Genomic DNA, 21,539 nt, shown 5'->3' on the forward strand with positions numbered 1-21,539 from the left:
ATTTAAAATCATATATAAATGCCGTTAAGATAAGACCTGCAAGGTTTTCTATTAAATTAGAACAGGTCTCTTATTTGGCAGGGAAGACCAATAAAAGATTTAAACCTGGCAGGTCTGGATTCTTAACTAAACGACATTGAATCATATATACTCAATTTATTTGACGGTGAAAATGATAAGAATGCTCCTAGTTCTCATTTTTTTTATTGCAAGTTGCTCTACCAAAGCTCCTGAGCCCGTATTTCCTATTCCATCTGAAAGACAGCTGGCTTGGCACAAAATGGAATATTATGGTTTTGTCCATTTCAATATGAATACTTTTTCAGATATGGAATGGGGTATGGGTGATGAAGACCCCTCAAGTTTTAACCCCACAGATTTGGATACCAGACAATGGGCAAAAGTTGCAAGAGAAGCTGGAATGAAAGGACTTATCATTACAGCCAAGCATCATGATGGCTTCTGTCTCTGGCCTTCAGAATATACAGAACATTCCGTAAAAAAATCCCCATGGAAAAATGGCCAGGGCGATCTCATCAAAGAATTGGCAGAATCCTGCAAAGCTGAAGGAATAGGTTTTGGAATATACTACTCACCTTGGGATAGAAACCATGCGGGCTATGGAACGGAAACTTACATTTCTTATATGAAGAATCAGCTCACCGAGTTATTGAGTAACTACGGTGAAGTGTTTGAAGTATGGTTTGACGGTGCAAATGGAGGAACTGGATACTATGGCGGGGCAAATGAAGATAGAAAAGTGCACAAACGCTCTTACTATGAATGGGAAAATGTCTATAAGCTAGTTAGAGAATTACAACCAAATGCAGTGATCTTTGGAGACGCTGGCCCAGATGTACGCTGGGTGGGTAATGAACACGGCTATGCATACGAAAGTACATGGTCTAACCTAATGAGGGATTCTGTTTATGCTGGAATGCCTGAGTACGCTGAGCTGTATTCAAGTGGACAAGAAAATGGGAGTCATTGGGTTCCAGCAGAAGCTGATGTATCAATCAGACCAGGCTGGTATTATCATGCATATGAAGACCACAAAGTGAAATCTCTGCCACAATTGTTGGATATATATTATAAAAGTATCGGACAAAACAGCGCGCTACTTATCAACTTTCCTGTGGACAGAAGGGGACTTATCCATGAAAAGGACGTAGAACAAATCATGAAGTTATCCACAAAAATCACAGAAGACTTTGAAAACGACTTAATTCAAAACGCCAAACTAGTTGCGAGTAATGAGAGGGGAAAAGGCTATGAGGTAGAGAATGTTCTGGAAAATGAATGGGAATCCTATTGGGCGACTGAAGATGGAGTAGTCCAAAGCAGCATTGAAATAACTTATCCACAAAAAATCCGCTTCAACAGATTCTTGATTCAAGAGTTCATTGCGTTGGGACAAAGAGTCAAAAGCTTTAGTCTAGAAATCAGAACTGATGAAGGTTGGCAAGAAATCTATCAAGGCACAACAATCGGGGCAAAAAGAATTCTAAGACTGGGGGACCATTTCACCGACAAGATTCGGCTGAATATTTTGGATGCAAAAGCTTCTCCTGCCATATCCAAGGTTGGTATATTCGATGCTCCAAAACTATTGGTTCAGCCAGTTATCCACAGAGATAGAGAAGGGAAGGTATATATGGAAATTCCGGAATCAGGTGTGGATATCTATTATACCCTTGACGGTACTATTCCAAGCAAATCAAGTGGAGAGCAATACATCGCTCCATTCACCATGAAAGAAGCGGGCAAAATCACAGCCATTTCAATCGACCAAAATAGTTACGATTCGAGTGAAGCCATGGTTCAGAACTTTGACATTGCAAAATCGAATTGGAGGGTTATTCATGACGATCCAAACTCAATAAACATCATAGACGACGATCCTAACACCAATTGGACTAATCCAAAAAATGAGGTTATCATTGATCTTGGTGAACTTATCCACATCAATGGCTTTGAATATTTGCCTCCCCAAGGTCGGTATTTTAGCGGTTTGATTTTCAAGTATCAATTTAGTGGCAGTGTGGATGGGAAAAGTTGGAAAGATCTGTCCATTGGTGAATTTTCAAATATAAACAACAATCCAATCAAACAAGAGATCCGTTTTGGGAAAACACAAGCCCGATATATCAAACTAACAAGCCTCGAGACTTGGGATGGAAAACCAAGTCAGTATGCAGAGATTGGAGTGCTTACCCGAGATTGAGTTTAAAATGAAAACAGGCAGTAGAAACGAATTCTACTGCCTGCTTTTTTTTATGAAAATTTGAAGAAAATCACTTCCTCTGCGCTTTTTTCATCGGATTATCGCCAGATGAAGCACCTCTTACTCCTGCAGCTCCTTTGAACAGTTCAAATCTGCTTGGTGCAAATGTCCGTGGCCAATAATTGTTAGATTCGTCAATATCAGCTGTTTCTCTATATGGATCCAGCAAGATGCTTTTCACTTCTTTTTTCTTCGCAAAAACTTTAGAAACTTCATTCTCATTCAATCTCCAAATCTGTGCTGGAATTCTATCAACTTCAGAAGTTCCATCTGTATAATTAAATTGGATTATAAGTGGCATTACAAGGCCTCCAAAATTTTTGAATCTCAATTCATAGAAGTTCAAGCCACTATTCAAGAGATCCTTCTCTTGCTGACTCAATCTAGCCATAAAGTCCTTGTAAGCCTTTTCATCTTCAGGCGTCACAGTGAAAGGATTATAACTATTATAGAAATCTCTAGTCGCAGGATCTGCCTCCAATACCGTCTCTTCTATATCTTTTGCATTGTAAGTTTTTGATATATAGGACTCTTCTTTATCAAAAGTCTTCTTGGCATCTGCTTTTTTCTCCGCTGGAGTTCTATTATCCAATTTATACCAACTCACAGATTCTAATGAAATATCAACAGGATCTGTACCAAAGAACCAACCTCTCCAAAACCAATCCAAATCCACAGCGGAAGCATCTTCCAATGTTCTAAAAAGATCTTCTGGCGTAGGGTGCTTGAACATCCATCTTTGGGAATACTCTTTGAACGCATAATCAAAAAGCTCTCTACCCATTACAGTCTCTCTTAGGATATTTAATGCTGTGGCAGGCTTAGCATATGCATTTGGACCAAACTGAATGATATTTTCTGAATTAGTCATGATAGGTTCAAGGAGGTTTTGTTCGCTTGCCATATACGGCGCGATTTTATGCGCAGGTCCTCTTCTGGAAGGGTAATCTCTATCCCACTCTTGTTCTGCCATAAATTGCATGAAGGTATTCAACCCCTCATCCATCCAAGACCACTGTCTTTCGTCAGAATTGACAATCATTGGGAAATAATTGTGTCCTACTTCATGTATAATTACTGAAATCATTCCGTATTTTACAGCATCTGTATATGTCCCATCCGCATCAGGTCGGCCGTAATTGAAACAAATCATTGGGTATTCCATTCCATTGCTTCCCTCTACTGAAATCGCAACAGGATATGGGTAATCAAAGGTTTTGGCAGAGTAAGACTTTAATGTATGAGCTACTACTCTTGTCGAATATTGTTCCCAAAGTGGGTTTCCTTCTTTTCCATAATAGGACATGGCCATGACATCATTTCCACCTTGTTTCACTGCCATAGCGTCCCAAATTAATTTACGAGACGAAGTCCAAGCAAAATCCCTCACATTTTCTGCATGGAAAATCCATGTTTTCTTATCTTTAGACTTTCCTTTTTCCAATCTCTCAGCCTCTGCTTGGGTTCTGATGACTACTGGCTTGTCATACGATTTTTTTGCCTGCTCCCAACGATCTAGTTCTGTTGGAGAAAGTACTTCCTCTGGATTTTGCAAAACACCAGTGGAACCAACCATGTGATCAGCAGGGACTGTGATTTTTACTTTATAATCTCCAAAAGTCAATGCAAATTCTCCTCTACCTACAAACTCCTTATTCTGCCATCCTTCAAAGTCGGAATAAACTGCCATTCTAGGAAACCATTCTGCCATCGTATAGAGGTAATTACCATCCTTCTCAAAAAACTCGTATCCAGGGCGACCACCAATGAAACTCATCCTATCGTGGATATTGAAACTCCAATCCACTGTAAATTCAAACTTTTCACCTGCTTTCAATGGTTGTGGCAAATCAACTCGCATCATTGTATTATTGATCGTCACCGGAATATCATCTCCTGACATTGTCTTGACAGCATTGATTTTATATCCCAAATCTTGATCGTGCCATACGATTCCTTCAAGCTGCCTCATAGACATTCTTGGATTGATGCTGCTCGTTGCCATCTTTTGAGTGTTGGAATCTTTGGATCTTTCATTTTGGTCAAGCTGAATCCACAGATATGTCAATTGATCTGGGGAATTGTTGAAATAAGTGACTTTTTGCCATCCTTTGATAGACTGGTTGTCATCATTCAATTCTACTTCGATTTCATGATCTGCTTTTTGTTGCCAATATAAGTGCCCTGGGGCTCCTGAAGCAGTTCTGTACACATTTGGAGAGCGAAGCATGGTTCCCAATTGTTCGAATTTCTCTGCATGATTTCTTTCAGCACTTTGGCCAAAAGATGCAAATGAACACATAAGTCCAAGTGCAAGGAAGGTAAATATTCTATACATATTGTAGCTATTATAGTCAATGACCCGAAGGTCAAAATCTTTGATAATATAATTATTTTCTACCAAAACTTCGTGTCTATCATCATCATGATAGCCATACCAAGTACAACGGAAGAAATCGTAATTGTCCATTCTTTTCTATTGACACCTATCAGGCCGACTATCAGTGAAGAGGCAATCAGGAATATCGCAACGATCGCCAGCTGCCCTACTTCCAGACCAATATTGAAAGCTAATAGCGGTTGAAATATCGACGCTTCTCTTCCTAGGAGAGATCTCAGGTAATTGGAGAAACCAAGACCATGAATAAGTCCGAAGAATAATGCGAAAATGTAATTCAACTGTATTCCACGGCTATTGCTAGGTTTTGGCTTGAGAATATTGGCAAATGCAGTGATGGCAATAGTAACTGGAATTAGGAATTCAATCAAATTTGAATTGACTTTTACAATATTCAATGTCGCCAAGGCCAAAGTAATCGAATGACCTATTGTAAATGCTGTTACCAATATCAATATTTTTTTCCAATCTCTGGCTACATATATCGCACATAGTGCTATCACAAAAAGGATATGGTCAAAACCTTTAATATCTAGGATATGCTTATATCCTAACTCAAAATACAATTGAAATTGGCTCATTTTTGCCTTAAGTATTTAAAATTATTTTTACTTCACATTACGGGAATGTAAGTATAATGCATAATTTGCAGAAAAAGTACAATTAAACTCTCAAATGGTGTATAATTATATTTTCACGTTAATCTTGGGATGGAAGGTATTGTTCCATCCTTTTTATATCAGTCTGACAGACATCAGGTACAATGATGCTTCGAATACGATCGAAGTTGCACAAAAGATTTTTTGGGATGATCTCGAAAGGGGACTTGGTGAGACTTTCGGTACAAAGGTGGACTTCTTGAATCCAAACGATCCAGAAAAACTCAAAAAAATGGTTGAGAAATATGTAATTCAACATAATGAAATCGTCATTAATGAAAAAAATATCAAACTGACCTTCTTAGGTTATGAAATCGAAGAAGAAGCAGTTTGGATATATTTAGAAGGTGAAAGCTCTGGAATTCCCAAAACAGTCAATATTCGAAATACAATACTTATAGATCAATTCAATGACCAGCAAAATATTGTAAATTTCTATATTGGGAAAAAGCCCAAAAGCTTGATTCTATACAAAGAAAAAATAGAGGGGGAGATTGCTTTCTAGATTCTCAGTAGATGTCACTCTTGTTAAGTTGCTTCCCTCTTATTATTTCAAATCCCTCCATTACCAGGCTTCAAACTTCCTTCTTCAAAGGAATCTCGCTAAGTGGAAACCACCTATTATCTATCCTTTTGAGCAATACCAATCGGTCAAATTGAAACTCATAGTCAAAATCCAAACTATTGACATAAGCCCAGTATTCTTCAAAATCTTTCGCTTTAATATCTTTAAATGCCACAGTCATATGTGGGTAATAGTTTGTATCACTCAATTCTTTGACCAATTTCAATTCACGTTTGAAATGTTCTGCTAGAGCACATTGCAATAAGTTGAGTTTTTCGTTTCTCCTTACTTTTATAAAAATAACCCTATTCCCAAATTTGCCAAAGCCTTTGAAATGAAGCTTTATACTTTTGTAATCTTTGGCAAATTCTTCCAAACTTTTTGTCAAAATATCCTCCTTGGCTTCATTCCAACTAAATGGCATCTTAAGGGTGACATGAGAAGGTGATTTCAAAGAATATTTAAGTCCAAACTTTTCCCTAAGATCTTCTTTAATTGCAGTTGCCCCTTTTTGAACTTCTCCTTCTGGAACTAGTGCAACAAAATATTTACCTATAACTTTTGCCATTGAACACAAATATATTTGAATTCAGATTCTATACTACGTAATTCCTTCATCTATTTATTATAAATTTGAGTGGGATTTGTATAATCTCGGGGCAAACGATTAAATTGAAACATCATTGAGAAATTATAGCTATGAAGAATTTTGAAAAGGCAATGATTGGCCTTGACCTCAGCGAAATGGATGAAATTCTGATCCGAAAAGTTGCTTTTATCAGTGAAGCACTAGGGTTCAAGAAATTGTACTTGGTCCATGTTGCCAAAGACTTGGTCCTTCCCGAGGAAATCAGAAGTGCATATCCAGACCTGCTTGCTCCAATGGACGAGACAATCACTGCAGAAATAAAATCATTAATAAATAATGAAAAATCGCTAGATAAATCTATCGAAATAGAAATTATGGTCTTGGAAGGAAACCCTATGGAAACTTTCTTAAGGTCTGCCAAAGTCAAAGATGTCGATCTAATCATTATGGGAAGAAAAGATGAACTACCTGGCAGTGGCTCCCTTTCCAAAAACCTTGCGCAAAAAGCTCCTTGCTCAGTTTTATTTCTAACTGAACAGGGACCTGTTGCTATACCTAAAAAAATAATGGTGCCTCTAGATTTTTCTGGTCATTCTAACATTTCTTTCGAGTTTGCTACACAACTCAACAAAGATCTCAATGCCGAGATCATCGGTATGCATATCTATGATGTCCCTACAGGATATTACAAAACAGGAAAATCTTTTGAGGAGTTTGCGAAAATTATGGAGGATAACTCAAAGAAAAATTACAAAGATTTTCTTCATAAAAACAAGTTGAATTCATTTGAATGCCTATTTCTTTTGCGTGAAAATGGAAATGATGGAAGACAAATCCTGAAGTTGGCAAAAGCAAAGAACATCGACCTTATAATTATGGGAAGTCGGGGGCGAACCAATTCAGCAGCTGCTCTACTCGGAAGTATCGCTGAAAAAATCGTTCAGCTAAACAATGAAATTCCGATGTTGATTTTTAAGAAAAAGGGTGAGAATATGGATTTTCTCCAAGCCTTGATGAAGATCTAAAATATATACACGGAAAAAGGATTGTAATTTAAGAAATAGTTGCTTTTCGATTCCTTTCGATAGTAGATCCGTCTCGATGGACAAGATGTCTCTGGCTATTAGTCTTTTTAAAATACATGAACTAGATGTTTCTTGCATATTTGCTTTTCACACTAAACTAATATGATTATAAGCTTCTTTGCCAGTAGCTTTAATTCCAAGGTTGATTGCTTGCTTATGTTCAATATCTATGAGTATCTAATATCAATTAATATCGGATCTAAGCTAAATCAAGCTTTTTTTAGTTAGTGGCAAAGTTCCGTATATCCGTATAAACTAATATGCACTTTCTCTATTGTACACTAGTTCTATGACAGTCTTGATACAAATATTCAAATCCATCCAGATAGACCAATTTTGGATATAAAAAGAATCTAATCTTACTCTTGATCTGATTTGCCTTAAGTTCTCAATTTCACCACGATATCCTTTTACTTGTGCCAAGCCTGTAATTCCCGGTTTGATTTTATGACGGGAATTATACTTTTCTACCTGCATTTGAAATGTCCTATTCATCGGAATAGTATGTGGCCTAGGCCCAACTATTGACATATTCCCGATAAAAACATTTAAGAACTGTGGCATTTCATCCAATGAAGTATTTCTCAAAAATGCCCCAATTTTTGTCACCCTCGGATCATTTCTTACCGCTTGCTTCGTGTCTGCATAGTCATTTGGAGTCATAGACCTGAATTTTAGACACTTGAATACCTGATTATTTACTCCATTTCTTTCCTGAACAAAAAATATTGCCCCCTTTGATTCGAGTTTGATCAAAAAACCAACTAAAGGAACCATCCAACTCAATATAAAAACTATCACAAAGAGTGAAAACATGATATCAAACGCTCTTTTCAAAGCCCTATTCATGATATTATCCAAAGGAATATCATTGATATTAATCACAAAAAACTCTTCGTATTTAGAGAATGACAGATTCTTCTCTAGTTGTAAATTTCCGTTAGGAATGACTTTCACTTTAATGTACTTGTCATCGGCATAATTCATTACTTTTTTGATGATGCTCACATCCAAGTTTTCACTGATATAGATCAAATCTAAATCTAGCTCATTTGCTTCTTCAAAAAACTTATCAACAGCCCCTCTTGTATTTATGCTATTCACATCCAAATCATCATAAAAACCAATAAAATTGATCCCGAAATCCCTTCTTTTCCTAAAGACTTGAGATAATTTATTGCTAGTCCCACTTTTTCCCAAAATCACTGCATTTCTGTAGTTCTTTCCTTGGATTCTATATTGTTTGAGTGCCAAGTGAACTCCAACCCTATACAATCCCAAAAACAAAAGTGAATTGATTGCAACTCCAATTAAGAAAAAGATACCCAAGGGGTGTTCTTGGGTTGGGACCCAAAAGATTGACATCAGCCCCAGAAGCCAAATCATTGATTCGGGTAATTGCTTTAGCGTATATCCAACTTCGGTCGTTCTTCCTATCTTGTAATCTTTCCTACCTACAGAGATCAGCAACCAAAAAAGAAGAAAGTAGCTATAGAGTGTTAGGTTTACTTTGGGAAAATCAATAAAATACACAAAAACAGCAACCGTGACTGTAAGCCCAATCGCGATTACTAAAAGATCCCCAATAACAAAAAGCCAAGGGAAGTATTTGTGAAAACGTCTTTTCATAAAAATTTATAATCCTATAACTATTTACGTAAACAGCTAGTGGATAGATTATTCTTGTTTACCTATTATTCGAATAATAACTTCGAATAATTAAATTTGATCGTAAAATTAAAAAAGTTTTACAAAGCAGTGTTACATTTGAAGCAATAAATTTTTTAATCTTGTATTTATTAATTTAAAAGTAAAAGTCCAAAAAGCCCGTGTTTAAATTTAAAGACCTTTTGAGTACTTCTGCTAATCCTGAATCTATCGGGTATAAGTTCAGAAATAGACGTTTTATTGTATTTGAAACTTTTGTTTGACATTCTAACCAAAACCAAACTAAGCCAGACTAGAAAATGGGAACCAAGAGATGCCAAACAGTACATAGAGGAAATCCGGTTACTTTCTGGAAAGGAAGTGAAAACGCTCTTCCCAAATTCCAAAATTTATAAAGAGAAATTTATTGGCATGACAAAGTCCTATGTAGCTCACAATCTTTAGTTTTTTTCTCTTAACTCATAGATATAATAACACTGATAGTCTTTTTCATACTCATGCAATTCAGCTTGGTCACCATATTGAAGATATCGATTCTGGCCAACATTGAGCAAAATTTTGCCAGGTAAAGTCCATTCTATAGGTTTCCCTAGTTGCTTTCCATCTTTGATATAGAAGTAGTACTTTTTTCGTGAATTTGCTTCAAGCTCACGTTGCTCCTCACTTGGATTTTCAAATACAGTATTTGGATCAGAACCTGTTCTATATCCAATCAACATCTCATCACCAAAACCTACAGCTTCAAAAAAAGCTCCACCAAACCTATTGTTATTCCCTCTATGTTCTTGCACAGTAGCTCTTGTTGCTTCTTCCAATGGAACTGTAATCAATTTATTGGGAGCAATTCTCTCCAAGTTAATTTTATTCACAATCTTAAAATTGTCATTGGGATCCATTTGATACAAAATGGAATCACCATACATGATACTTGAAATGTAGGTAGAGTTCACGTCTGAAAAATAAATAGGGTTATCTAAAAATGGAATAAAAACTCCCTGCTTGAAGGCACTGCTCTCATCAATTTTCCCTCCCTTTTTAATTTCGCCTGTCTTGACATTCTGCAAATGAACCATATTTAGGGTATCAAAATAATCAACTGGATAGGTTTGTAAAAATGCATCATTCATATTTACCACAGCAGAAATGCTCCCATCTGTGGTCTTGAAAGAGCTAAGGTTATCCCTTGTAAAATTCATCAATCTAAATCTAATCCCTTGCTCAAAAGTAAAGCTTCTCTGAACTTTCAGATTCAAGTCATAAACAAATGTGCTTCCATCAGTGACCACCATAATCTCATCCCCAACAAACCCCACTCTTGCGGTAACTAGACCAAATGCATCTGGTCCCTCGGCTAAGGTATTCTCTGCTACTATTTCTCCTTCTTTGTCAATGATGATAAATCTACCCTCCATACTCATCTGAGGGATTATCAAATACAATTCTTTTTCGTGGTGATAGTCCAGTATATGAACTGTCTTCAAAATATCGATGACGACCGAATCGACTTTGACAAATTCGAATTCTTTATCTAGATCAGAAATCTTGTTTTTGGAATCACAGGATAAAATCAAAAGGCCAACGCCTAGAAAGTAAAGTAGATGCTTCATATCGGCAAAAATTTTTCTTCAATATAATTGTTTATTTAGTTGAAAAAAAATCCCGATAGATATTCTCAAGAAATCCTCGGGCCATCCGTTTGAAATTCAGATATTAGCATATTAATCACTAAACTATCTAAGAAAACTAAACTTATTTATTATGAAGAATTTCATCGCTAAATTTTTGATCTGTATTACACTATGCTCTATAGCCCATGCTCAAACACAGCCAATACTCAATCTGGAAAAAGCCACAAAAATTGCCGATGCTGCTCAAGAGAAAGCAATTTCTGAAAACTGGAATGTGGTCATTTCGATTCTTGATCAAGGAGGAAATCTGATCTTACTCAGAAGAATGGATGGTACACAAATAGGAAGTATAGAAATCGCCCAACTCAAAGCCAAAACAGCCTTTGAATTCAAACGTCCGACAAAAATCTTCGAAAACATGATCAAGGAAGGAGCGGTTCACCTGACTACCATGCCTATTACGGCTGTAGAAGGTGGTCTCCCAATCTTCCAAGATGATGTCATCATTGGATCCATTGGCATATCTGGAGTGACTTCTGCACAAGATGGTATCATAGCCGAAGCGGCATTGAAGGCAGCTGGGTTTAAGTAAGAATATTGATAATTTCTTTGTGCGTAGGAAATTTTTCCAATAGCTCTTGTTTGTTGTAAAGTCTAAAATCATCGAAATCAAAACCAGGTGCAACAACGCATGAAACAAGTGCAAAAGAATCTTTATCGTCCACAGTAGAACCAAAAATCACCCCAGCAGGAACCATCTGCTGGGGTTTATTTATTTCACTTACTGGACCAACTTTGATTTTGTCATATTGACCATTTTCATCTATCACATGTACTGTCAATGGTGATCCTTCATGATAAAACCACATTTCGTCACTTTTGATTTGATGAAATTTGGAAACATTCTCAGAGGTCAACAAAAAGTAAATTGAAGTCACAATACTTCGCTCCCCAGAAGATGTACCAATTCCTAAATCAGATCTGTAGATCTCTTTATAATATCCTCCTTCTGGATGTGGTATTAAGTCCAATTCAGCAACCAATTCTTTGATTCTTTTTTGTATCATCTGTATATATCAATAATCTTATCCACGATTCTCACAGCTGTCTTTCCATCCCAAAGTGGGATTCCTTTGTAGGATTTCCATTCACCACGCATCAACTTTTGGAGATATGGCGCCAGGTTTTGGGGATTTGTTCCTACCAATTCATTGGTTCCCAAATGAATGGTCTCAGCACGCTCGGTATTGTCTCTCAAAGTCAAACAGGGCACGTTCATCACGCTTGCTTCCTCGGTGATTCCTCCTGAATCTGTAATCACAGCAAAAGCATTTTCCACCAAATAATTAAATTCCAAATAAGCCAAGGGGTCAACTAGGTGTAAGTTTGAATAGGAAATCCCAAGCTTTTCCAAGCTTTTGGCAGTTCTCGGGTGAACAGGGAAAATAATCGGCATCCCATTGGTACCTTCTATAATTGCATCAATCATTGCCTTGAGCTGTCCCTCTTGATCTACATTCGCAGGACGGTGCATGGTGAGGACAAAGTATTTCTTCGCTTCCAAAACATCGAAAATTTCACCTTTCGGCTTTTGGAATTTTGACCTATTTGTCAACAAGGTGTCGATCATGGTATTGCCGACATAATGGATCTTTTCTTTTGCAAAGCCAGCTTGGAGAAGATTTTCATTAGCAATTTCTGATGTGGTGAAAAAATGGTCTGAAATACTGTCTGTCACCATCCGATTGATTTCTTCTGGCATTGTCAAATCGCCAGAGCGAATCCCTCCTTCCACATGAGCCACATCTACGCAAAGCTTCTTGGCAGTAATCGAACAAGCCAATGTAGAAGTCACATCACCGACAACTATTACCAAATCTGGCCTATTTGCCAACAATTCCTTTTCAAAGGCGATCATCACTGCGGCAGTTTGCTCTGCTTGTGTCCCTCCTCCAGCAGCAAGATTCGTGTGAGGTTCAGGTATATTCAATTGATCAAAAAAGTCGCCCGACATCTTTTTATCATAATGCTGTCCAGTATGTACTAGCCTAAATGATAGTTGGGAGCCTTTATTTATTTCAGCTTGAATGGCATGTAGGATTGGTGCGATTTTCATGAAATTTGGCCTAGCACCTGCCACCAAAGTAATTTTGATCATAGAAGGATTAATAAATATTGAATGGCTAAATTAATTATAATTGGCAGGAGGACAAATTCATAAATCATCTAATCTCTCTTGAAAATAAGACGTTTTGCATATTTATTTCGTTTATTTGTAGATTATTAAAATACCATACCTTCATCCAATCCACTTGAAGGACAAAAACTTTGACGAAATGATAACCAATTTCAAAAAAACGCTTCCAATTTACTTTTTGGGATTTTTTCTTCTGACGGCGCTATATTCATGTGAAGATGAATTGGTTGGCGAAACCCAAATCTACTCCAATGACTTTAGCCAGTTAGATTTGAGGAATTTCAACAACTCTAGACTCTTTGTCTTCGAAAATGATACGATTATGGGGTTTTATCACAATGAAGAAGTCTGGGTCAAACTCTTCGATATTCCTCCACATAATGCGATAAAAATCACGATAGATGTATTGGCACACGACACATGGGATGGCAATTTGGATGATGGTGTTTCTGGTCCTGATTATTGGTATTTCAAAATAGATGATGAAGAAGTCTACAGGACTACTTTTTCCAATAGCGTATGTGAATCTACTTACTGTTTGAGACAATCTTTTCCAGATGAATTTATAAAACAAAACTTTCCAAAAGAAGGGGCTTTAGCGACCAATATCCCTGGACTATGCAGCCAAGCTGGCGTCCCAAACCAAACTACCAAGTACTCAATCACCAAGACTTTCAGACATTTCAAAGATAGCTTGAAAATCACAATGGGTGATGAGTTGATGCAGACCAACGCATTTAGTCCCCTATGTGACGAAAGCTGGTCAATCTCCAAAATTGAAGTTAGTGCTCTTGCTGTTAGATAATAGAATATGAAAAAATTACTAAAACTCAATATTTTCTTACTTTTGGCAGTTGCTTCATTTGAAAATATAGCGCAAACCCTTCCCTTCAATACACTTGGAATGGAGGAATATCTTAGGAGAAGACAACTTTTGGGCGAGGTAGATCGGAATAGTTCATTCACGATCAGACCACTTTATCCAGCTCAAGCATTTGATACGTATTCAGGAATAGATATAGACAATACTTTTCAGGATTTTGATAACTCGGAGTTCAATATGAAATTCGGGGACAAAAAGCAGGGAACCTTTTTGCTCATGCCTTTTACAATGATGAATCAATACAATTCAGATTTGACTTTTGGGCAAAATGATGGAGCAATGATTCCAAATAATGGATTGCAATCCATGTTATCCCTAGGGGTCTTTGTCAGCTATGGGATATTTAGCCTTCAGTTTCAGCCAGAATTGGTTATTGCCCAAAACAAAGATTTTGTGGGTTTTCCAATCGAGCATCAGTCAACTATTCTTTATTACTACGAGTATTTGAATAGAATCGACATGCCTGAGCGATTTGGCACAGGTACTTATATGAAACTTCTCCCTGGCCAATCAAGTATTCGCATCAATCCGGGAAACTTTTCCATTGGTCTTTCCACTGAAAACCTTTGGTGGGGGCCTGCCAAACGTTCATCTTTAATACTTAGCAACAACGCCCCAGGTTTTGCCCATTTTACAATCAATACAAGAAAACCAGTGAAAACGGCAGTTGGACATTTTGAAGGCCAAATTATCGCTGGACATCTAAACAGCACAAACTACGAATTGCCACATCAAGATTATATCTTTCAGCAAAACAACGTTTTTGTACCCAAAAGAGAAGATGGGAGCAGGTATCTTTCTGGATTGATATTGACCTATCAGCCAAAGTGGGTTCCTGGGCTTTCTTTGGGATATGCATCTACAAGCCACATGTATCGGGCTGATATGGATGAGTTAAAAGATTACTTGCCTGTATTTAATGGGGAAAAAAGCATAAGTACTGTGGGATATCCAAAAAGAGATCAAAGGCAACAATTTAGCTCTGGTTTTTTTAGATGGGTAACTCCAGAAGGGCATTTTGAATTTTATGGCGAATATGGCACAAATGGTAACAGCAGAAGACTGAAGGATTTCTTGGTGACACCAGAGAGAAATAGAGGTTTTACTTTTGGATTCAGTAATATGTTTCCGCTCAAAAAGCAAGAACAGTACATACAACTTAGTGCAGAAATGACCCAAACTGGCCAAACCATAAGAGAAAGTATTAGAGACATGGACACTTGGTACATTCATGACCATGTAAGGCATGGCTACACACATCAAGGACAAGTGTTGGGGATGGGCTATGGTCCAGCCGCGAATGTTAATTGGCTAGAAGTAAGTTGGATCAAAAATTATAATAGAATCGGATTTCAATTCGAACGGATTGTCTACAACAACGACTTTTATTACTTCAGAATGGAAACTTCAAAAGATTGGCGAAATAAATACATAGATTTAGTACCCGGTCTAATAGCTGATTGGAGATTTGGAAATGTCCTTCTAAGTGGAAGTTTACAATATGTGAATACCTTAAACTATAAGTGGTATCTTGAAAATGATCCGGATTTCTATTTTGTGCCTGGGGATGATCGAAAAACAGTAATGGCAAGGTTTGGTATTTCTTATATTCTAAAATAAAATCACAAAACTTCATTCAAGCCAAAATAAAAGGCGCGTTGATCTCCAAATGCAATGTCAATCCTAATATTAAGACCTTCTGGATTTAGCTTGTAACGGAAACCAAACCCACCGCCATATTTCATTCGACTTAAGGTAAATTGGTTTGGACTATTGGCCACCTGACCAGCACTTCCGAAAAACACCATCCCAAAATTTCTGTAAATCGGCACTCTGTACTCCGCCTGATGCACTACAGCATGGCGATCTCTATATCTTCCCTCGAAGTACCCACGCATCAGATCACTCCCACCTATCAAAGAGACATGCTGAAAAGGTGGATTGCCTGTCGTAAAACTCCAATAACTCTGTAATGCCAAGACCTGACTCTTGTATGGGTTGAGGTATTTTCTGAGATCTAATGCATATTGATTGAAAGTAAAATTACTACCCAAAAAACCCTGAAAACTCATCCAAGTGAGTCGGTTATACCAGCCGTCTGAAGGTTGAAAAATATTGCCTCTTGTATCATGGTTCAATACCAATCCCAAACCTGAGAGCCTCTGACCATCTGATCCCGCTACTTGATCTGTGTCAAGGATACCACCTGGCTCTTTTTTAAAAATATCATCTATCCTAAACTCATACCTTGGACCCAAGTAAAGCCCTTTTGCTATTTTCTTTTCATAGTTCAAATGAAAATATGCATATCTCGTAGAGTAAAACTCCTCATTGGAAGCATCAAGGTCATTTCCTATTCCATAAAACTTGAACGGATAATTGGTGAATTCTATCCTTGCATTTAGATACTCCTCGTTTTCATTCATCCACAGATCCAATTCAGTAGTTACAATCGTCTGATTGTTCAAAGTGTACAGGAAAGTAATCGGCAAAGTAGAAGGTCTAAGCAATTCATCGGACTCATTTTTATGCCTAAATATCCTAATCGCCCTGATTCCCAATCCAAGGTTAGTCTCTGGAGAATAAACTACTGCTGGGATAAAAGACCATTTTTCCCCTGAAATCAAATCAACAGTATTGTCAGCAAAATCGAATAATTTTTCGATCAAACCCGATTTTCCAACACTGTCAGCTTCTGAAATAGCTTGTGGATAAGCCTTCAAAGAAAAAAATAGAAACAATATCACCCATGCTTTTTTCATTGGCAGCAAAGTTACGCTTTCGATTCAGCTTCGCAACACTTAGAACTCGATGATGATACCGACAGTAGGTAGAACTGTTCCGGCTGGATTTTCAGCCAAGCGTAATAAGTACCTCGAAGGATCATTTGGATTCACTTGAATTTCACCAGAGTTATCCCTTACCGGAATCAGGTTGGGTGGCTGTTGGGCTTTGAAATTGTATGCGTTCTGAATGTCAAAATACCAATTGAGATTCCACTTGTCGAAGAAATATTTTTTATCAATTCTTAAATCCAGCTGGTGAAATGCTTTAAGTCGAATATCATTGATACGGTTGAAATCATTGATGCCAACTCCTCTAGCGTCCCAATTGTTGATCAAAGCTGAGCTTTGCAGGTCAAAAGGAGTATAAGGGGCACCGCCTAAGAATCTCCATCTTCCACCAATTTCCCAGTTTTTGCCAAAACGCTTACCGGCAGTCAAGCTGACTATAAATCTATTGTCCCATGAGGACGGGATAAATCCATCCGTATTGGGATTGGTAAATTCACTTCTCACTAGTGTGACTGCTGCGATTCCATAGAAATTGTTAAATAACCGCTGCTGTGCCAAAAATTCCACTCCATAAGCCCTTCCTTCTGCATTGGAATTGACTGGCTCATTTCCGATGACGCCAAAATCAGCCCCCAAATTGGACAATGCGATCCCATTTCGGATAGATGAAGGATAATTGTTGTAATGCTTGTAAAAACCTTCTATGGTAAAACGCCTGTTTTTCTCAGGAAACACACGCTCTATTCCTGTGATAAATTGGGTAGATCTGATAAATTTTATGTCATTAAGCTGATTCACCAAAGCTCCTTCATTGTTTCTATAACCCAAAGCTGTATAAGGAGGCTTTTGGTAGTAGATTCCTGAATTTGCAGTCAGGAAGAAATTAGGCTTCAATTGATAGGAAACAGAAAGTCTAGGGCTGATTTGATTAAGAGGATTTTGGGCTGTTGCACCAAAATCACTTCCATCCATTCTTATTCCTCCAGAAAGTAATAGTCGCTCATCTACAGAAGTTTTGGTTCCCGATACAAAAGCTCCGTAACTATTGAAAAATGCTTTGTTGTTCACCGAAATCACTCCTCCTTCATTTGATAGTGTGCTCCGGTCAAAATTATTGATCAAATACCTCGCAAATTCATAATTCACTCCGTATTTCAAACTATATCCTTTTCCAAAAATACTGTTTTCGGCTCTGAATTTATTTTCACTTTCTTGGGAAGTATAGTCAAAAATGAGGTTTTGGGGATCACTTTCATCGTTGTTGAAATATTTGATGGACTGATTGTTCAGCATATTTCGACTTAGAATAAATGTCCAAAAACCATTTTCCCTGAATCGCTTCAATTTTGCACCGGTTGCATAATTCCATTGGGAGGAAATTGGAAGACTTCCCAACAGGTATAACCTCTCTTCCCTTTCTTCAAAAGTTTCATTGTTTGGAACATCAAAATTCAAAGCAAACTGATCAATTGCTCCTACACCGATCAAAGTCAATTCTGTTTTGTCATTGAATTTCGTTTTTGTCTTAAACTGAAAATCATTGAAAGTAGGCAAAAAAGGCAAACCAATCAGACGAAAGAGTCCTTGTAAATAGGATCTTCTAGCTGACACCAAATAGGTCGTCTTTTCTCCCAACGGCCCTTCATTGGAAAGTGTCAATTCACTGGCTCCTACTGTCAGCTGGGTAGCCATTTTATCTCTCCTTCCTTCCTTGAGCTGAAATTCAAAAAAGGAACTTAGAGAGTTCATCCTATTTGCTGGAAAACCACCAGTGATTACTTCTACATTTTGAATCAAATTTACATTGAGAATACCAACTGGCCCACCTGATGAACCTTGTGTAGCAAAGTGATTGATTACAGGTACTTCGATCTCGTCTATGTAGAATTTATTTTCATTTGGAGCACCACCACGGATGATAATATCATTTCTGAAACTTGCCGTGCTTGCTACACCAGGAAGCGATTGAATGACTCTAGAAATATCTCTGTTTCCACCTGGATACCTTTCTATTTCATTGGCATTGAGCTTTCTTACAGAAAGAGGTGTTTCTTCAGACCTAGAAAATTCTGAGCTCACGACCACTTCATTCAGATCGGCAGCTTCTTCTTCCAGCTCAAAATCCAACTGCACCGGCTTGGCTCGGGAAACTTGCACCTCAAAAATCGTTTTGCTTCTAAAACCAACAAAACTTGCCTTAATATTATAAAGTCCTGGCTTGATTCCTTCAAGTTTATATACACCATTTTCATCCGAAACAGTCCCTATATCAGAATCCAAGATGACGATATTGGCAAAGGGAATTGCTTCATTGCTAACAGGATTTTTCACTTTTCCCTGAATGACCCCGTCTTGGGCAAAACTGTGGTATGAAATAAACAAAAAGCTAACTATTGTAAACAGATTTCTCATAAATGACAATTAACAGTCTATCTAATCTATTTTGGATATAAATGGTTTCGGGAAATTGATAAAAAACGCGAAGTTTCTAGGTTTTTTTTAATCTTTTAGTCTCCAAAGCCTCCACCATGGAGTCCCAGGGGAATCGTGATGTTCATAATGATAGCCGAAAAAATAACAGGACAAAAATGCCCAAACATGGTTTTTTGATTGTGTCTTGGAATGGTGAATATTTTCGGATTCACCCATGTGAGGTCTATAAGTGCCGAAATAAAACAGCTGGAATGTTGCCAAAACAGCTGGCAGCATCCAGAAAACGATCAGGTTCTCGGTTGGTAAAAATAGTTTTAGAACATTGAATGTGACAGCCATTAAAATTATCTGCCAAATCGAAACGTACTGTTTGATAAAACTAAAATACCAAAGAAAGAAATTGTCAGAATGATGGTAATCGGGATCTTTGTCGGTAGCCACATATTTGTGGTGTTCGTGATGTTTTGGAAATAGTCTCCAATAAAAATTATAAGAAAACAAAATCGCCGTCAACCAACCGATTGCATGGTTCAACTTTTTGTTTCTCGATACCAACCCATGCATTGCATCGTGCGAAGTGATGAAAAGCCCTGTATAGAGATGTGTTTGAATCAAAATTCCTAAATAAGTAATAGGACTGTACCAACTCAAAGGGAAGCTTAATAGAAAAGCCAATGATATAGACCACAAAAGGATTACAGAAGAACCTATTAGGATTCCTTTAGGATCAATAGAGTTGCTATGGCTTATTGAGTTGGACACGAGGCAAATTTAGACAAATAAATTTCCCAACTTAAAACTTACTCAATCTTTCTTTGACTTGCTCCATTAGCCACATTGGGGTGGAAGTGGCACCGCAGATACCGACTGTATCATTTGGAGAAAACCACGAAGGACTGACTTGGTCTTGGTTGGAGACAAAATGTGTATTTGGGTTTTTTTCCTTACAAACATTATACAATACCTTCCCATTCGAAGATTTCGTTCCACTTACAAAAATAATCTTGTCGAACTTCTCCGCAAATGCTCTCAGCTCTTTATCACGATTTGATACCTGACGACATATCGTATCATTGGTATTTACGGTGATGTCATTTTCCTTCAGGATAGCATTGATCTCATAAAATTTATCTGTGCTTTTTGTAGTTTGGCTATAAAGTGTCAAGTTTTTTGGCAGGTTAGGGAGATCCAATTCTGAAATATCCTGAAATACTACTGCTTCATTGTTTGTTTGACCCAAAAGGCCTACCACTTCTGCATGCCCATGCTTACCATAGATATAAATTGTCTCTTTTTTATCAAATGAGTTCTTGATCCTATTCTGAAGCTTCAATACTACCGGACAGCTCGCATCGATCAGGGTAAGGTTATTTTTTATGGAAAGTTCATAAGTAGAAGGTGGCTCTCCATGGGCTCTGATCAAAACTTTTTCATCTTTCAGATCCTGCAATTCATCGTGGTTGATGATTTTCAGTCCTTTTTTGGTAAGCCTATTTACTTCTTCATCATTGTGAACAATGTCTCCAAGACAGTATAAGTATCCTTGCTCATCTAATATTTCTTCTGCCATTTCTATGGCATAGACTACTCCAAAGCAGAATCCGGAATGCTGATCTATATGTACATGAAGATTCATCATAAGCTATAAACTTGAAGTTGAATAAATTGTTTTTTTACTTTTTATCTTCTCATAGATACTCAAATTCATCAGAAGCAATGTCATCGAATATACAGTATCTTCAATCGGAATAGTAAAGATCCTGATAGATAGATTTTCTAAGTCATTGTATTTCACAACTTGTTCATCAATAAATGACCCCGTCAATATCCCATTTACTATCAAAAATGGGATCAACGATACCAAATAAGTCAAATAAAAACGTCCCAAATATTTCCCTTTAAAAAAGAAATAATGAATCGCTAGCGTAAATGCTCCAACAATAAAATTCACAGAAGTGTACCATTTGTCTAAGTTCGACAGACCAACAATTAGAAATAAAAAAACAAGGATAAAGGTAACAGGCTTCACAATAGGTGCAAATACATCTTTTTTTATAAAGTAATTCAGAACCTCATAAATAAATATACAAGCAAAAGGGACTGTTAAGAAAAAGAGCCATTCTTCCAAAGGCAAGTCGAAGAAATACACACCGATTAGATACCTTGGATTGAATTCCCATACTCCGATCACAGTAAACCAATGATCCCAGACTATGAAGAATATACCTGTCGCCAAAATCGCTGGAAATAGAGCATACCAATTTTTGGCATATTGGACTTTATTTTCAAAAGACCTTACAAGAGGAAATGAAATTGTAAATATATTCAGAATGAGATATAGGTAGTTTTCCATGT

At 37.3% G+C, this 21,539-nt stretch carries 18 protein-coding genes; 6 read left to right on the plus strand and 12 right to left on the minus strand.

Annotated elements, in window-relative coordinates; all coding sequences use genetic code 11:
- Window positions 1-172: 172 nt before the first annotated feature.
- Entirely contained in the window at window positions 173-2,224 is a 2,052-nt protein-coding gene (locus MM236_RS12475) for an alpha-L-fucosidase (protein WP_439648020.1), read from the plus strand.
- A 70-nt stretch (window positions 2,225-2,294) separates the two neighbouring features.
- Here the strand turns inward: MM236_RS12475 and MM236_RS12480 are convergent, their stop codons facing one another.
- Both MM236_RS12480 and MM236_RS12485 read right to left on the minus strand, forming a co-directional pair.
- Window positions 2,295-4,622: a M1 family metallopeptidase gene (locus MM236_RS12480; protein WP_241275414.1), complete on the minus strand. Its 2,328-nt coding sequence runs from the start codon at window positions 4,620-4,622 to the stop codon at window positions 2,295-2,297.
- Window positions 4,623-4,681: 59 nt separating this feature from the next.
- Complete coding sequence (locus MM236_RS12485; RefSeq protein ID WP_241275314.1) at window positions 4,682-5,263, minus strand: HupE/UreJ family protein; 582 nt, start codon at window positions 5,261-5,263, stop codon at window positions 4,682-4,684.
- Window positions 5,264-5,357: 94 nt separating this feature from the next.
- Here MM236_RS12485 and MM236_RS12490 point away from each other — a divergent pair, with 94 nt between their 5' ends.
- Window positions 5,358-5,846, plus strand: coding sequence for a DUF6702 family protein (locus MM236_RS12490; protein ID WP_241275315.1), 489 nt, complete (start codon window positions 5,358-5,360; stop codon window positions 5,844-5,846).
- A gap of 70 nt (window positions 5,847-5,916) precedes the next feature.
- Here the strand turns inward: MM236_RS12490 and MM236_RS12495 are convergent, their stop codons facing one another.
- Window positions 5,917-6,474: a 2'-5' RNA ligase family protein gene (locus MM236_RS12495; protein ID WP_241275316.1), complete on the minus strand. Its 558-nt coding sequence runs from the start codon at window positions 6,472-6,474 to the stop codon at window positions 5,917-5,919.
- Between the two features lie 131 nt (window positions 6,475-6,605).
- On the opposite strand from MM236_RS12495, the gene MM236_RS12500 reads away from it, so the two are divergent.
- Window positions 6,606-7,520, plus strand: a complete 915-nt coding sequence (locus tag MM236_RS12500; RefSeq protein WP_241275317.1) for a universal stress protein — start codon at window positions 6,606-6,608, stop codon at window positions 7,518-7,520.
- Window positions 7,521-7,835: 315 nt separating this feature from the next.
- Here the strand turns inward: MM236_RS12500 and MM236_RS12505 are convergent, their stop codons facing one another.
- Together MM236_RS12505 and MM236_RS12510 are read right to left on the minus strand one after the other, a co-directional pair.
- Window positions 7,836-9,209 carry an exopolysaccharide biosynthesis polyprenyl glycosylphosphotransferase gene (locus tag MM236_RS12505; protein ID WP_241275318.1) on the minus strand — a complete coding sequence of 458 codons (1,374 nt, stop codon included), beginning with the start codon at window positions 9,207-9,209 and terminating at the stop codon, window positions 7,836-7,838.
- 479 nt (window positions 9,210-9,688) lie between these two features.
- Window positions 9,689-10,855 carry a hypothetical protein gene (locus MM236_RS12510; RefSeq protein WP_241275319.1) on the minus strand — a complete coding sequence of 389 codons (1,167 nt, stop codon included), beginning with the start codon at window positions 10,853-10,855 and terminating at the stop codon, window positions 9,689-9,691.
- Between the two features lie 151 nt (window positions 10,856-11,006).
- Here MM236_RS12510 and MM236_RS12515 point away from each other — a divergent pair, with 151 nt between their 5' ends.
- Window positions 11,007-11,468: a GlcG/HbpS family heme-binding protein gene (locus tag MM236_RS12515; protein WP_241275320.1), complete on the plus strand. Its 462-nt coding sequence runs from the start codon at window positions 11,007-11,009 to the stop codon at window positions 11,466-11,468.
- On the opposite strand, the gene MM236_RS12520 is transcribed toward MM236_RS12515, so the two are convergent.
- A complete protein-coding gene (locus MM236_RS12520) occupies window positions 11,461-11,943 on the minus strand; it encodes a cupin domain-containing protein (protein ID WP_241275321.1) in 483 nt (160 codons plus the stop codon). The two genes, MM236_RS12515 and MM236_RS12520, sit on opposite strands and share 8 nt — an antisense overlap.
- Window positions 11,940-13,034 carry a non-hydrolyzing UDP-N-acetylglucosamine 2-epimerase gene (gene wecB, locus MM236_RS12525; protein ID WP_241275322.1) on the minus strand — a complete coding sequence of 365 codons (1,095 nt, stop codon included), beginning with the start codon at window positions 13,032-13,034 and terminating at the stop codon, window positions 11,940-11,942. The genes MM236_RS12520 and wecB overlap by 4 nt, the downstream gene beginning before the upstream one ends.
- 178 nt (window positions 13,035-13,212) lie before the next feature.
- Here wecB and MM236_RS12530 point away from each other — a divergent pair, with 178 nt between their 5' ends.
- Together MM236_RS12530 and MM236_RS12535 are read left to right on the plus strand one after the other, a co-directional pair.
- Entirely contained in the window at window positions 13,213-13,878 is a 666-nt protein-coding gene (locus MM236_RS12530; protein ID WP_241275323.1) for a hypothetical protein, read from the plus strand.
- A 6-nt stretch (window positions 13,879-13,884) separates the two neighbouring features.
- Window positions 13,885-15,576, plus strand: coding sequence for a capsule assembly Wzi family protein (locus MM236_RS12535; protein ID WP_241275324.1), 1,692 nt, complete (start codon window positions 13,885-13,887; stop codon window positions 15,574-15,576).
- 2 nt (window positions 15,577-15,578) lie between these two features.
- On the opposite strand, the gene MM236_RS12540 is transcribed toward MM236_RS12535, so the two are convergent.
- The 5 genes from MM236_RS12540 to MM236_RS12560 all read right to left on the minus strand — a co-directional run bounded on the left by MM236_RS12540 (window position 15,579) and on the right by MM236_RS12560 (window position 21,537).
- Entirely contained in the window at window positions 15,579-16,718 is a 1,140-nt protein-coding gene (locus MM236_RS12540) for a BamA/TamA family outer membrane protein (protein ID WP_241275325.1), read from the minus strand.
- A 39-nt stretch (window positions 16,719-16,757) separates the two neighbouring features.
- On the minus strand, window positions 16,758-19,163 hold the full coding sequence (locus MM236_RS12545; protein WP_241275326.1) for a TonB-dependent receptor: 2,406 nt from the start codon (window positions 19,161-19,163) through the stop codon (window positions 16,758-16,760).
- Between the two features lie 87 nt (window positions 19,164-19,250).
- Complete coding sequence (locus MM236_RS12550; protein WP_241275327.1) at window positions 19,251-19,946, minus strand: fatty acid desaturase; 696 nt, start codon at window positions 19,944-19,946, stop codon at window positions 19,251-19,253.
- A gap of 31 nt (window positions 19,947-19,977) precedes the next feature.
- Window positions 19,978-20,823, minus strand: a complete 846-nt coding sequence (locus tag MM236_RS12555) for a 4-hydroxy-3-methylbut-2-enyl diphosphate reductase (protein WP_241275328.1) — start codon at window positions 20,821-20,823, stop codon at window positions 19,978-19,980.
- A gap of 3 nt (window positions 20,824-20,826) precedes the next feature.
- Window positions 20,827-21,537 carry a lycopene cyclase domain-containing protein gene (locus MM236_RS12560; RefSeq protein ID WP_241275329.1) on the minus strand — a complete coding sequence of 237 codons (711 nt, stop codon included), beginning with the start codon at window positions 21,535-21,537 and terminating at the stop codon, window positions 20,827-20,829.
- Window positions 21,538-21,539 lie beyond the last annotated feature (2 nt).

Source organism: Belliella calami (assembly GCF_022549695.1).
Lineage (GTDB): Bacteria > Bacteroidota > Bacteroidia > Cytophagales > Cyclobacteriaceae > Belliella > Belliella calami.